This window comes from Nocardioides nematodiphilus (genome assembly GCF_020216525.1).
GTDB lineage: Bacteria > Actinomycetota > Actinomycetes > Propionibacteriales > Nocardioidaceae > Nocardioides > Nocardioides nematodiphilus.
Genome location: NZ_JAIWOY010000008.1, coordinates 68,268 through 81,741, shown reverse-complemented (window position 1 = coordinate 81,741; position 13,474 = coordinate 68,268). Strand labels below are relative to the sequence as shown.

10 protein-coding genes are annotated in these 13,474 nt (G+C 72.1%); 8 read left to right on the top strand and 2 right to left on the bottom strand.

Translation table 11 applies throughout. The features are described 5' to 3' along the window. Window positions 1-94 precede the first annotated feature (94 nt). Both KSO98_RS13705 and KSO98_RS13700 read right to left on the bottom strand, forming a co-directional pair. A complete protein-coding gene (locus KSO98_RS13705) occupies window positions 95-1,480 on the bottom strand; it encodes a cryptochrome/photolyase family protein (protein ID WP_225286198.1) in 1,386 nt (461 codons plus the stop codon). Between the two features lie 14 nt (window positions 1,481-1,494). Further along, on the bottom strand, window positions 1,495-2,280 hold the full coding sequence (locus KSO98_RS13700) for an MBL fold metallo-hydrolase (RefSeq protein WP_225286197.1): 786 nt from the start codon (window positions 2,278-2,280) through the stop codon (window positions 1,495-1,497). A gap of 72 nt (window positions 2,281-2,352) precedes the next feature. On the opposite strand from KSO98_RS13700, the gene KSO98_RS18970 reads away from it, so the two are divergent. The 8 genes from KSO98_RS18970 (at window position 2,353) to KSO98_RS13660 (ending at window position 13,376) form a co-directional block, all read left to right on the top strand. Next, on the top strand, window positions 2,353-3,129 hold the full coding sequence (locus tag KSO98_RS18970; RefSeq protein ID WP_225286196.1) for a ZIP family metal transporter: 777 nt from the start codon (window positions 2,353-2,355) through the stop codon (window positions 3,127-3,129). 47 nt (window positions 3,130-3,176) lie between these two features. Continuing rightward, window positions 3,177-3,971, top strand: coding sequence for a COG4705 family protein (locus tag KSO98_RS13690; protein ID WP_225286195.1), 795 nt, complete (start codon window positions 3,177-3,179; stop codon window positions 3,969-3,971). Then, a complete protein-coding gene (locus KSO98_RS13685; protein ID WP_225286194.1) occupies window positions 3,968-5,119 on the top strand; it encodes a zinc-binding dehydrogenase in 1,152 nt (383 codons plus the stop codon). Before KSO98_RS13690 ends, KSO98_RS13685 begins: the two co-directional genes overlap by 4 nt. Window positions 5,120-5,391: 272 nt before the next feature. After that, the gene (locus KSO98_RS13680; protein WP_225286193.1) at window positions 5,392-6,039 is read left to right on the top strand and encodes a TetR/AcrR family transcriptional regulator; all 648 of its coding nucleotides are present in this window, start codon (window positions 5,392-5,394) and stop codon (window positions 6,037-6,039) included. Between the two features lie 102 nt (window positions 6,040-6,141). Beyond that, a complete protein-coding gene (leuS, locus tag KSO98_RS13675) occupies window positions 6,142-8,565 on the top strand; it encodes a leucine--tRNA ligase (protein WP_225286192.1) in 2,424 nt (807 codons plus the stop codon). Window positions 8,566-9,093: 528 nt separating this feature from the next. Further along, complete coding sequence (locus KSO98_RS13670; protein WP_225286190.1) at window positions 9,094-9,948, top strand: DegV family protein; 855 nt, start codon at window positions 9,094-9,096, stop codon at window positions 9,946-9,948. A 176-nt stretch (window positions 9,949-10,124) separates the two neighbouring features. After that, window positions 10,125-11,042, top strand: coding sequence for a ComEA family DNA-binding protein (locus tag KSO98_RS13665; protein WP_225286189.1), 918 nt, complete (start codon window positions 10,125-10,127; stop codon window positions 11,040-11,042). 9 nt (window positions 11,043-11,051) lie between these two features. Then, a complete protein-coding gene (locus KSO98_RS13660) occupies window positions 11,052-13,376 on the top strand; it encodes a DNA internalization-related competence protein ComEC/Rec2 (protein WP_225286188.1) in 2,325 nt (774 codons plus the stop codon). Window positions 13,377-13,474 lie beyond the last annotated feature (98 nt).

Sequence of the window (13,474 nt, the reverse complement as noted above, 5' to 3'; positions counted from 1 at the left end):
TCGCTTGGTCGCCTAGGTGCTTCGCGCCTGGCTCCCGCGCTCGCGGCCAGCACCTGAGCTCGTCCCTCGCTCGCGCTGTCGCTCGCTTGGTCGCCTACCCGCGGCGGCGCAGCTCCTCGTACGCGGCCAGGGTCTCGGCACGCTGCTCGCCGTGGTCGACGATCGGCGGCGGGTATCCCGCCGGCGGGCCCTCGACGCGTCGCCAGGGCTCGTGCACGTCGCGCCCGGCCAGCCCACGCAGCTCCGGCACCCAGCGTCGGATGTAGGCCCCGTCGGGATCGAACTTCCGCGACTGCGTGACCGGGTTGAAGATCCGGAAGTACGGCGCCGCGTCGGTCCCGCTGCCCGCGACCCACTGCCAGTTGTGCTGGTTGCTGGCCAGGTCTCCGTCGATCAGGTGTCGCAGGAAGTGGCGAGCGCCGTGCTGCCACTCGATGTGCAGGTCCTTGACCAGGAACGACGCCACCAGCATCCGCACCCTGTTGTGCATCCACCCCTCGGCCAGGAGCTGCCGCATCCCGGCGTCGACCAGCGGATAGCCGGTCCGGCCGTCCTGCCAGGCACTCAACCGCTCACGGAGCTCCTCGCCGGTGACGTACGGCAGCCCGCGCAGCTGCGGGCGGAAGTAGTCCCGCGCGCTCGCCGGCCAGGCGTGGAGCACGGCTGCGTAGAACTCGCGCCACGCCAGCTCCCGACGGAAGACGTCGTCCTCCGGGCCGAGGTCGGCCAGGAGGGTGCGCGGGTGGATGCTGCCGATCTTCAGATAGGGCGAGAGCCGCGAGCTCCCGTCGCGGTCGGCCCGCTCCCGGTCCTCGGGGTAGTCCGCGAGCTGCTCGCGGAAGGCGGCCCAGGCCGCCAGCGCCGCGGCCTCGCCGGGCTCCGGCAGGGCGATCCCGGCGACGTCCGGCTCCACGGGCAGGGGCTCGCTGCGTAGGTCGCCGGAGGGTGAGTACGCCCACGCGATCGCCTTCGGGTCGCTCGACGCGGGCGCCCGCCAGCCGTGTGCCATCCAGGCCCGGTAGAACGGCCCGTAGACCTGGAAGGGCTTGTCGGTCTTGGTGTGCACCCGCCCGGGCGCGACCGCGTACGGCGAGCCGGTGGCGATCAGCGGCACCGGCTCGGGCAGCGCGGCGAGCGCCGCCCGGACGCGTTCGTCGCGGCGCTTTCCGTACGGCGCGAAGTCGGCGCTGACGTGCACGCTGCCGGCTCCGGTCTGCGCGACCACGTCCGGCACCACGTCCTCGGGTCGCCCGTGCCGGACCAGCAGCCCGCAGCCGTGGGCGCGCAGATCCCGGTCGAGCGCGGTCAGTGAGCGCAGCACCCACGCGGTCCGGGCGGGGCCGGAGGCGCGCAGCAGCGCGTCGTCGAGCACGAACAGCGGCACCACGCCGCGGTCCGCGGCCGACTCGGCCGCGGCAGCCAGAGCCGGATGGTCCCCGAGCCGCAGGTCGCGGCGGAACCAGAGCACCGATGCGCTCACGCCTGAGCCCTCCGTCATCGCTGAGCGCGCCGCAGCAGCGCCGGGTCGTGGGCGTTGACCAGCAGCAGCCCCGGGTCGCGCTGGGCCCACAGCTCGGCGAGCCGGCCGTGGTTGCGCTGCACGAGGCGCCACTCGTGGGCGAACGACCGCTCGGAGAGCAGGATCGAGGCGGGCGTACGGCCGCCGGAGAGCTGCCGCTCGTCGTAGAACGCGTCCCCGGCGTGCAGGACCCACCGCTCTCCGGCGTCGACGGCGACGGCGGCGTGCCCGCGGGTGTGGCCGGGCAGCGCGACGAGCACGATGCCCGGCGAGATCTCGGTCAGCTCGCGGGCCGCGGCGAAGCCCCGCCAGGCCTCGCCGGCGACGGGGGAGTGCTCGACCAGATGCGGGCGGTGGGCGAGCTGGGCGGCGCGGTAGCGCGTCCGCTCGAGCCGGCTGCGCGGCTGCTGGGCGGCGCGCGCCTCCGAGGTGGTCAGGTGGACCCGAGCCTCGGGGAAGTCGGCGAGACCACCGATGTGGTCCATGTCGGCGTGCGTCAGCACGATGTGCCGTACGTCGGAGCCGGCGAAGCCGAGCGCCTCGACCTGGCGCAACGCCGTCTCGGTGGGGTCGAGGACCGGCCGGATCAGGTGCCGGCCGGGGCCGAGGCGGGCACCCGGGTCCGCGGCGTCGGCGAGGCCGTACCCGGTGTCGACGAGCACCAGCCCGGCCCGGTCGGTCTCGACGAGGAGCACGTGGGCGACCAGCTCCGGAGTCAGGGGCGGCCGCATCGTGCCGCAGTTGAGATGGTGGACCCGCATGAGCCTCATCTTTGCGTACGTGACGAACAGCACGGTAGCCACGTGAGGTAAGGCAAACCTAGTCTTCACCCCGTGAGCTTCTCCGAGACCCTCCTCCTGGGCCTGATCGCCGGCGCGACCATCGTGCTCGGCCTCCCGATCGGCCGCCTGACCAAGCCGGCACCCGTGCTGCGCCAGCTGCTCTCCGCCATCGCGGTCGGTGTCCTGGTCTTCCTGGTGTGGGACGTCCTCTCCGCCGCGTGGGAGCCGATCGACGGCGCGCTCGGCGCGCTGCACGAGGGCGACGGCGGTCTCGGCAAGGCGATCGGGTACGGACTGCTGATGCTCGTCGGCGTCGGCGTCGGCCTCCTCGCCCTGGTCGGGTACGAGCGCCGCCTGCCCGGCATGGAGCTCGACGGTCGCAAGCTGGCGATGATGATCGCGATCGGCATCGGGCTGCACAACTTCGCCGAGGGGCTCGCGATCGGGCAGTCCGCCGCGTCCGGCGAGATCGGTCTCGCGGTGCTGCTGGTCATCGGCTTCGGGCTGCACAACGCCACCGAGGGCTTCGGCATCGTCGCGCCGCTCGGCGCCGAGGGGGAGCGGCCCAGCTGGCCGTACCTGCTGCTCCTCGGCCTCATCGGCGGGGGTCCGACGCTGCTCGGCACGGTCATCGGCCACGGCTTCACCAGTGAGCCGGTCAGCGTCGTCTTCCTCTCCCTCGCCGCCGGCTCGATCCTCTACGTCGTCATCCAGCTGATCGGCGTCGCGGCCCGGGCCCGTCGCACGGACCTCCTCTCCGTGGGTCTGCTCATCGGCCTGACCGCCGGGTTCCTCACCGACGCGATCGTGACCGCCGGCGGCGTCTGAGCAGCTCAGTCAGGTTGTCGGCACCCCGCCGCCGCCACGGTGGGGCCATGACGACGAACATTGCCTCGCCGCCGGCTCGGGTGGCGCTGCTCAACAAGGTCCCTGAGGTCACCGTCTACTTCTGGGTGATCAAGATCCTGTGCACCAGCGTCGGCGAGAGCTTCGCCGACTACATCAACGAGACCCTCGGCTTCGGCCTGGTCAACACCACGGTCCTCTTCGGCGTGGCCCTGGTCGCGGCGCTCGCCTACCAGTTCCGCACCCGCGCGTACACGCCCTGGATCTACTGGCTCACCGTCGTGCTGGTCAGCGTCGAGGGGACCCTCCTGACCGACAACCTCACCGACGGTCACGACGTGCCGCTGTGGATCAGCAGCACCGTCTTCACCGTGCTGCTGATCGCCGTCTTCGGGGCCTGGTACGCCCGCGAGCGGACGCTGTCGATCCACGCGATCAACACCACCTCGCGTGAGGGCTGGTACTGGCTGACCATCCTCGTCACCTTCGCCCTCGGCACCGCCCTGGGTGACTGGACCGTCGAGCTGACCGGCTGGTCCCCGGGGGCCTCGATCCTGCTGCCGCTGGGCCTGATCGCGCTGTGCCTGGTCGCCTGGAAGGCTGGCATCAACCCGGTGCTGACCTTCTGGGTCGCCTTCGTGCTCACCCGCCCGCTGGGCGCCAACATCGGCGACTACCTCGCCTCCGAGAGGTCCGAGGGCGGCCTCGGGCTGGGCACGCTGTGGCCGAGCGTCGGCTTCCTGGTGGCGATCCTCGCCGTCGTGGTCTACCTGACGGCGACGCGGATCGACCGGATCGAGGCCGTGCCAGACTCGGCGGCATGAGAGCCGTCACCACGCACGAGGGCCGGCTGGAGGTCGCCGACGTCGCCGATCTCCAGCCCGGTCCCGGCCAGATCCTGCTCGACGTGACCCGCTGCGGCATCTGCGGATCCGACCTCCACGCCCGTACGCACGGGGACGTGACCGCCGACGCGCTCGCCGAGATGGGCTACGACGCCTTCATGCGCTCGGGCGACAGCGTCGTGCTCGGCCACGAGTTCGTCGGGACCATCGCGGCGTACGGTCCCAAGACGCGGCGAGCCTGGGCGAAGGGGACGCGGATGGTGGCGCTGCCGATGCTCGGCACCCGCGAGGGCGTCCACCTGACCGGCCTCTCCCCGAAGGCGCCCGGCGCCTACGCCGAGCAGGTGCTGGTCTCGGAGGCCTTCGCGTTCCCGGTGCCGGACTCCGTGCCTGATGATCACGCCGCGCTGGTCGAGCCGCTGGCGGTCGCCCACCATGCCGTGCGGCGCGCGCAGATCGGCACCCGCGAGGTCGCGGTCGTGGTCGGCTGCGGCCCGATCGGGCTGGCCGTGATCCTCATGCTCAAGGCCGCCGGCGTGCGGACCGTCGTCGCCTCCGACCTGTCCGGCGCCCGCCGCGACCTGGCGGCGCGGTGCGGCGCCGACATCGTGGTCGACCCCCGCGTGACCGACCCGTTCGACGCGTACGGCAAGCGTCGCGGGCACATCCGCAGCGCGACCGAGCTCTTCGACCTGGCGCTGGGCAGCATGCGGGGCCTGCGCTCCGTACCGCTCCTGCCGTGGGCGCGGGCCATGCGCCTGGCCGAGCGGGCCGGGCAGGTCCCCCAGGGCCCGGTCGTGTTCGAGTGCGTCGGCATCCCCGGGATGATCGACCGGATGATCGCCGACGCGCCGCTGCGCTCGCGGGTCCTGGTCGTCGGCGTCTGCATGGAGCCCGACCAGATCCGCCCGGCCGTCGCGATCGGCAAGGAGATCGACCTGCGATTCGTCTTCGGCTACGACCCGGCCGAGTTCCACGAGACCCTGCAGTGGATCGCCTCCGGCCGCGTCGACCCGGCGCCGCTGGTCACCGGGACCGTCGGCCTCACGGGCGTCGCTGAGGCGTTCGACCAGCTCGCGGATGCCGGCGAGCACGCCAAGATCCTGATCGACCCGTCCCGGGGATGAAAGGACGCCGCTGACCCGGCAGTGGCCCTGACGAAATGGGGGGGTCTTCGCCTGGGTCACGCAGCAGGTCAGCGGCGCACGGACATCTTCACACGTGAGGTACACGTCACCAAATCATTCGGTGTCGAACATTTCTGGTCAGGTGGAGGGATTTCACGCCTGTCTAGACACGGAAACCGGGACCTTCAATGACCCGTCGGATTCGTACCCAGGGACGCGTTCGCGGGGTTAGGGTTGCTGCTCGGGGGGTTGGCCGCTGATTGGAGTTCACCATGGTCGCGAGTAGCGCTGCCGCCGAGGAGGGCGTGGTCCTTCACCCACGCCGAAGCACCGAGGACAAGCACCAGACGCGCCGCGACCAGCTCGCGGAGTCGGCGCTCGTCACCCTGGGTGAGCTGGGCTATGCCCGTACCGGTCTGCGCGACATCGCCGCGAACTCCCCGTTCAGCCACGGCGTCGTGCACTACTACTTCCGCGACAAGAACGAGCTCATCGTCTACTGCGTGCGGTTCCACAAGTCGCGCTGCGTGCAGCGCTACGACGACATCATCGCCCGCTCCACCACCGCCGAGGAGCTCGTCGAGGGCTTCATCGCCAAGCTGCGCCTGACGCTCAGCTCGGATGCGCCGATGCACCGCCTCTGGTACGACCTGCGCTCGGCGAGCATGTTCGAGGAGCCGCTGCGCGAGACCGTCGACCTGATCGACGGCTGGCTGCTGGACATGGTCTGGCGGGTCGTCTCGCGCTACGCCGAGCTCGCCGGCTGCGAGATCGCGGTCTCGCCGCAGATCGCGTACGCCATCGTCGACGGCCTCTTCCAGCAGGCGCTGCTCAGGATGCACGACCGCCCGACGCCGGCGCTGGACCAGATCGAGCTGTCGCTGCGCCAGCTGCTGCCCGCCCTGCTGCTGCCCGCGTAGGCACCTGTGAGCGGAGAGCGCTAAGGCGCACTGCGTAGGAGTCTGACCCCTCGGTCTGGGATGATCGTCCAGGTTTCACCGGACGGTAGAGGGACGAGGGCGATGACGCAGGAGCAGCACGAGGCCACGACGTACGACGTCGAGGCGCTGCAGGAGAAGTGGCGACCGGTCTGGGAGCGGATCGATCCGTTCAAGGCGGGGCTGCTCGGGGGCGCCGAGAAGCGTTACGCGCTGACGATGTTCCCCTACCCGTCGGGTGACCTGCACATGGGCCACGCCGAGGTGATGGCGCTGCACGACGTGCTCGCGCGCTACTGGTGGCAGAAGGGCTACGACGTCCTCAACCCGATCGGCTGGGACTCCTTCGGCCTGCCGGCCGAGAACGCGGCCATCAAGCGCAACGAGCACCCGGCGCAGTACACCTACGCCAACATCGAGACCCAGGCGGAGTCCTTCCGCCGCTACGGCGTCTCCTTCGACTGGTCCACGCGCCTGCACACCTCCGACCCCGAGTACTACCGCTGGACCCAGTGGCTCTTCCTGAAGTTCCGCGAGTGGGGCCTGGCCTACCGCAAGAACTCCCCGGTCAACTGGTGCCCCAACGACCAGACCGTGCTCGCCAACGAGCAGGTCCTGGCCGACGGCACCTGCGAGCGCTGTGGCGCGGTGGTGACCAAGAAGGAGCTGACGCAGTGGTACTTCAAGATCACCGACTACGCCCAGCGCCTGCTCGACGGCATCGACCAGCTCGAGGGCAACTGGCCTGACCGCGTCGTCGCCTCGCAGCGCAACTGGATCGGTCGATCCGAGGGCGCTCACGTCGACTTCGTCATGCGCCTCGCCTCCGGCGAGGAGCGGACCGTCACGGTCTTCACCACCCGCCCCGACACGCTGGCCGGCGCGACCTTCATGGTCGTCGCCGCCGACGCCGCCCTCGCCGCCGAGGTCGTCGCCCCCGCGCAGGCCGGCGTGCTCGAGGCGTACGTCGAGGAGACCCGCAAGGCCTCCGACATCGATCGCCTGGCCACCGACCGCCCGAAGACCGGCGTCGACCTGGGCATCACCGCGACCAACCCGCTGACCGGTGAGCAGATCCCGGTCTGGGCCGCCGACTACGTGCTGGCCGACTACGGCACCGGCGCGATCATGGCCGTGCCCGCGCACGACCAGCGCGACCGCGAGTTCGCTGAGAAGTTCGACCTGCCGATCGTGCCGGTCTACGACGACTCCGAGGACGCGCCCCCGTACGACAAGGCGGCCGCGGTCGCCGAGGCGATCGCCAAGCTCGAGGCCGCCGGCACCGGGCAGGGCACGGTCAACTACCGCCTGCGCGACTGGCTGCTCTCGCGCCAGCGCTTCTGGGGCGCCCCGATCCCGATCATCCACTGCGAGACGTGCGGTGAGGTCCCGGTGCCCGAGTCGGAGCTGCCCGTCCGGCTGCCCGACGACGTGAAGGGCGAGGAGCTCAAGCCCAAGGGCAGCTCCCCGCTGGCCGCGATCGAGTCCTGGGCGAACGTCGAGTGCCCGCAGTGCGGCGGTCCCGCCAAGCGCGACTCCGACACGATGGACACCTTCGTCGACTCGTCGTGGTACTTCCTGCGCTACGTCTCCCCGCACCTGGACACCGCGCCCTTCGACGTGGAGGCGCTCAAGCAGTGGGGCCCGGTCGACCAGTACGTCGGCGGCGTCGAGCACGCGGTGCTCCACCTGCTCTACTCGCGCTTCTTCACCTACGTCCTGCACGACAAGGGCTACCTCGAGTTCGAGGAGCCCTTCACCCGGCTGATGTCGCAGGGCGTCGTGATCAACCAGGGCAAGAAGATGTCCAAGTCGCTCGGCAACGGCGTCAACCTCGGCGAGCAGCTCGACGAGTTCGGCGTCGACGCCGTCCGCCTGACGCTGGTCTTCGCCGGCCCGCCGGAGGACAACATCGACTGGGCCGACGTCTCGCCGGCCGGCTCGGTGCGCTTCCTGCAGCGTGCGCTGCGGCTCGCGACCGACGTGACCTCGGCCCCAGGCGTCGACGCCGCCGAGGGCGATGTCGCGCTGCGTCGGGTCACGCACAAGACGCTGCACGAGGTCGAGGGCCTCATGGAGAGCTACCGCTTCAACGTGGTCGTGGCCCGCACGATGGAGCTGGTCAACGCGACCCGCAAGACCATCGACTCGGGTGCCGGCGCCGCTGACCCCGCCGTACGGGAGGCCGTCGAGGCCGTCGCGATCCTGCTGTCTCTGGTCGCGCCTTACACCGCGGAGGAGATGTGGGAGCGGCTCGGCCGCAACCCGCAGCTCGACACCACGGTCGCCCGCGCCGGCTGGCCGGCGATCGACGAGGCGCTGCTGGTCGACGACACCGTCACCGCGGTCGTCCAGGTCAAGGGCAAGGTCCGCGCCCGTCTCGAGGTCCCGCCCTCGATCTCGGAGGGCGACCTGGAGGCGCTCGCGCTGGCTGCGGTCGACCTCGGTGGTGAGGTGCCGAAGAAGGTCATCGTCCGGGCGCCGAAGCTCGTCAACATCGTCGTCTGAGTCGAGAAGTCACTTTCTGCGGCCCGAGAGGTCACTTCTCGAGGCGTGCGTGGTCGTCGGCAACCCGGTGTCGGCGCCACGAGCCCGGCCGGGCTGACATCGCCCGGCCGGGCTGACATCGCCCGGTCGGGCATCGAGCACGCCGGAATCGTCGCGCTCCTCCACGGCACCGTCGCTGGTCCTCGCCCAGGTCGTCGCGGACGTACGCGTTCTGCGGGGCGCGCCGGTCTTCTGATCGTGCGGCTGTGTCCTAGGTTCAGATCGTCGCGGGGCAGAGGGGCCGGCGCGCCGACGACGTCAGAGGCTGAGCCAGCAGATCAGCGTCAGGATCGCCACCAGGCTGACGAGCAGGATGACCCCGGGCAGCTCAGCGGCGTCGGGGGACTGCCCACGTTCATTGATCTCGATGGTCATGACGTGCTCTGTACCCATGTCTGAGGTCCACTGTCACGAACGTGGACGATGTGATCGGCGTGACGCCGATCTCGACCCAGCGAGTGGCGACCGTCACCCGCTAGGGTCTAGGCCATGGCATCGTCGATCGCAGTCGTCACCGACTCGACCGCGCTCCTTCCCACCGGGGAGATGCCCGCCGGCGTGACGGTCGTGCCGTTGCAGGTCGTCATCGACGAGGAGTGCTTCGCCGAGGGCGACGAGGAGGCCTCGCCGAGCGCCGTTCTGGCCGCCTTCGCCGCCAAGCGCAAGGTCAGCACGTCACGCCCGTCGCCGGCGACGATGCGCGACGTCTACGCCCGGCTCGCCGCCGAGGGCCACGACCAGATCCTCTCGATCCACCTCTCCGCAGAGCTGAGCGGCACTCTGGAGTCGGCCCAGCTGGCGGCGCGTGAGGTGTCGATCCCGGTGACCACGCTCGACACCCGGGCCGTCGGACCCTCGGTCGGCTTCGCCGCAGCAGCAGCCCTGCAGGCCGTACGCGGCGGCGCCTCGATCGAGGAGGCCGCCCGGATCGCGAAGGCGCGCGCCGAGGCCACCCGCACCCTGATGTACGTCGACTCGCTGGAGCCGCTGCGACGCGGCGGGCGGATCGGCACTGCGGCCGCTCTCGTCGGCTCGGCGCTCGCGGTCAAACCCCTGCTGACGTTCGAGGACGGCCGGGTGGTGGTGATGGAGAAGGTGCGCACATCGCAGCGGGCGCTCGCCCGGATGGAGGAGCTCGCGCTCGTGGCGGTGCCCGAGGGTCAGGTCGAGGTGGCCGTCGGCCACCTCGCTGCCGCCGAGCGGGCCGAGCGGCTCGCCGAGTCGCTCACCGCCGGCCTGGGGGAGCGCCTCGCGGTCCCCGTGCACGTGGGCGAGGTCGGCGCCGGCCTCGGCGCGCATGTGGGTCCGGGCATGCTCTCGGTCGTGGTGGCGCCGGCGCTCTAGCGCTGCCCGCGCTCGGTGGCCAAGGCGTCGCGCTCGCTCCTCGCTCGGCGGTCGCTCGGGTGCCGGAGGGTGCGGTTCGAGCCACTTCCCGTCCACAGGGTGGCCCGCGGGCATCGTTGTCCCCAGGACGTCTTCGGGCGGCTGCGGCGGTCGTCGGTCCGGCCTAGCGTCGCGGCATGCGAACTCGACCCGACGTGCAGCAGGAGACCCTGAGCAGGCGGCTCGCCCTGGTGCGTGCCGAGACCGCTGCCGAGGGCACTCCGGAAAAGAGCGCGTGGTGGACGGCGCACACCGCGGCGGTGGCGTGGCCCGGCGTGGAGGCGGCGGAGGGGGCGTCACCTGCGGTGCCGGAGTCACCGGTGGTGGCGCTGGTCCCGGAGCCCGGGCGCCATGCCGCACGCCGTTCGCTCACGATGCGGCCGCGGCTCCCGGAGGCCCTCCAGGGGCGCGCTCGGCTGGGGCCCTCCCAGCTCACCGTGATCGCGCTCGTCCTCGCCGCCGCCCTCGCGCTCACCTGTTGGTGGCTCGCCCGTGGTCGGGCCACCGATCTGTCCCCGGTCTCGGCGCCCACCGCGGCCGCATCGCCCCTCGTACCGCTCGCTGCCACCGGAGGTGGCGCCACCGCGACCGCTGTGGTCGCACCGAGCGCGACGTCAGCGGCCGCGATGGTGACCGTCGACGTCGAGGGCAAGGTCCGCCGACCGGGGATCGTGATCCTGCCGACCGGCTCGCGGGTCACCGATGCCCTCAAGGCGGCGGGCGGTGTCCCGCGCCGCGGCACGCTGCGAGGTCTCAACCTCGCGGCGGTGCTCGCCGACGGCCAGCAGGTCGTCGTGGGTGCTCCGGTCGCTGCCTCCAGCCTCGGATCGGGAGTGCCGCTGCCAGGCGCCACGGGCGACGGTGGGTTGGTCAACCTCAACACCGCGACCGCCGAGGAGCTGGACACCCTGCCCGGCGTCGGCCCGGTGACCGCCCAAGCGATCCTCGAGTGGCGCGAGCAGAACGGCGGCTTCACGTCGGTCCAGGAGCTGCTCGAGGTGGATGGCATCGGCCCCGCGACGCTGGAGAAGCTGACCCCGCACGTCACCGTCTGACGCTGAGTGATGGCTCCGTCCTTGTCGGGTGATGGATCCGTCGCCACGCGCGACCTCCGGCTGCCGCTGATCGGCCTGTGCGCCTGGGCGGGCGGACTTCTCGCGGCGCTGGCCGCCCATCAGGCGGGGGCAGCCGTCGCCGCGGGCGTCGTCGCCCTGGGCGGCGCCACTGCGATGGCCGTTCGGCGACCCGCGCTCCGCGCGACCGCGGTCGGCGCGATCGCGGTCCTGCTCGCGGTGCTCGCCGTGGCCGGCTTCCGGACCCTGCAGATCCGGCACGACCCGGTGGCGAGGCTCGCGCAACGCGGTGCAGAGGTGCAGGTCGTCGCGGTGGTGACCTCGGATCCGCGCACGATCGTCGAGGCGCACGGCACGCGGCAGCTTCTGCGCGCGCAGGTGCGTGTGGTGACGGGCCGCGGCCACACCTTCTCGGTCCGGGCACCCGTCGTGCTGCTCGGTGACACCGCCTGGGCGCACGTGCCGCTCGGGGAGACCGTCGCCACCTCGGGACGCCTGGTCGTGGCCGACGAGCCCGACACCGCAGCGCTGGTGTTGGCCGATGCCGATCCGCGGCGCCTCGACGGTCCCGACGTGTGGTGGCAGGCGTCCGCACAGCTGCGTGCCGCCGTACGAGCATCGGTGGCAGGCCGTCCCGACCCGGAGCGCGGGATCGTGCCGGCGCTGGTCGATGGGGACGAGAGCGGGGTCGACGATACGATCAGCGATGACTTCCGGACGACCGGGCTCACTCATCTCCTGGCCGTCTCCGGCACCAACCTGACGCTCGTCGTCGGCTTCCTGCTCATCGTGGCGCGCTGGGTCGGGGTGCGTGGGCGCTGGCTGCCGGTGGTGGCGACCCTGGGCATCGTCGGCTTCGTGGTGCTCGCCCGGACAGAGCCCAGCGTGCTGCGCGCCGCCGCCATGGGCGCCGTCGGACTGCTGGCGATGGGGCACAACGGCCGGTCCCGCGGGTTGCGCGGACTGGGTGGCGCCGTCCTGGTGCTGATGCTGCTCGACCCGACCCTGGCGACCTCGATGGGCTTCGCGCTCTCGGTGCTGGCGACCGCCGGGATCCTCCTCCTCGCCCCGTCGTGGCGGGATGCTCTCGCCCGCTGGCTGCCCCGGTGGCTCGCGGAGGCCATCGCCGTCCCGGCCGCCGCCCAGCTGGCCTGTACGCCCCTGATCGCGGTGATCTCCGGACAGGTCAGCATCGTCGCGGTGCTGGCGAACCTGCTGGCCGAGCCGGCGGTCGGCCCGGCCACCGTGCTCGGACTCCTCGGCGGTCTGCTCGGGCTGGTGTGGCCCTGGCTGGGGAGGTGCGTCGGCTGGCTCGCCTGGTGGTGCGTCGCCTGGATCGTCACGGTCGCCCAGCGCACCGCGGCGTTGCCGACCGCGGCGATCGGCTGGGGGACCGGGGCGATCGCGATCGGCGTCCTCACGCTGCTCGTCGTCGTGATCGCCTTCTGCATGCCGCGCGTGCTGCGGCGTCGCGGCACCGGGGCCTTCTGCTGCCTCGGTCTGGTTGTCGTCACGGTCATCCGTTGGCCGGCGCCGGGGTGGCCACCGCCGGATTGGGTCTATCTGGTGTGCGACGTCGGGCAGGGCGACGGGACGGTCCTGCGCAGCGGCCCGCACGCCGGCGTCGTCATCGACGCCGGTCCCGATCCGCGGCCGATGGACGACTGCCTCGACCGCCTCGGCATCCGGGACGTGCCGCTGCTGGTGCTCACCCACTTCCACGCCGACCACGTCGGCGGGATCGAGGCGGTCGTCGAGGGCCGCCGCGTGGGCCGGATCTGGACCACCCGGCTGCAGGACCCGCCGGAGGGGGTGGCCGAGGTCCAGCGCGCGGCGCGCCGGGCGGGCGTGGTGCCGCTCCCGGCGCCGTACGGGGCGACCGTGCAGGTGGGGGAGGTGACGCTCCAGGTGCTCTGGCCGACCGCAGACTCACCGACGACGGGGCCGGGCGACGGCTCCACCGCCAACGGCGCCAGCGTCGTGCTGCTCGCCCGTACACACGGGCTCTCGATCCTGCTCACCGGCGACGTCGAGCCCGACGGGCAGGAGGCGATCGCGCGCAGCGTGCCGGGCCTGCACGTCGACGTACTCAAGATCCCGCACCACGGATCGCGCTACCAGGACGAGGACTGGCTCCTCGGCCTCCACCCCCGGCTCGCGATCGCCTCGGTCGGCGCCGACAACGAGTACGGCCATCCGGCTCCCTCCACCCTGATTCCGCTCACCACCGACGGTGTGAGGGTGCTGCGGACCGACCAGGACGGCTCCGTCGCGGTCACCGTGGATGGCGCCGGAATGGGCTATGAGACCCGCTGACTCGGCCCTCCCGCACCGCCGACTCGGCCCTCCCGCACCGCCGACTCGGCCATCCCGCACCGCCGACTCGGCCATCCCGCACCGCCGACTCGGCCCTC

What these genes read in the sequence shown, in the direction of transcription:
- KSO98_RS13700 (WP_225286197.1), bottom strand. Translation starts at nt 2,280, where the DNA reads ATGCGGGTCCACCATCTCAACTGCGGCACGATGCGGCCGCCCCTGACT.
- KSO98_RS13680 (WP_225286193.1), top strand. Translation starts at nt 5,392, where the DNA reads ATGGTCGCGAGTAGCGCTGCCGCCGAGGAGGGCGTGGTCCTTCACCCA.
- leuS (WP_225286192.1), top strand. Translation starts at nt 6,142, where the DNA reads ATGACGCAGGAGCAGCACGAGGCCACGACGTACGACGTCGAGGCGCTG.
- KSO98_RS13660 (WP_225286188.1), top strand. Translation starts at nt 11,052, where the DNA reads ATGGCTCCGTCCTTGTCGGGTGATGGATCCGTCGCCACGCGCGACCTC.
- KSO98_RS13685 (WP_225286194.1), top strand. Translation starts at nt 3,968, where the DNA reads ATGAGAGCCGTCACCACGCACGAGGGCCGGCTGGAGGTCGCCGACGTC.
- KSO98_RS13665 (WP_225286189.1), top strand. Translation starts at nt 10,125, where the DNA reads ATGCGAACTCGACCCGACGTGCAGCAGGAGACCCTGAGCAGGCGGCTC.
- KSO98_RS13670 (WP_225286190.1), top strand. Translation starts at nt 9,094, where the DNA reads ATGGCATCGTCGATCGCAGTCGTCACCGACTCGACCGCGCTCCTTCCC.
- KSO98_RS13690 (WP_225286195.1), top strand. Translation starts at nt 3,177, where the DNA reads ATGACGACGAACATTGCCTCGCCGCCGGCTCGGGTGGCGCTGCTCAAC.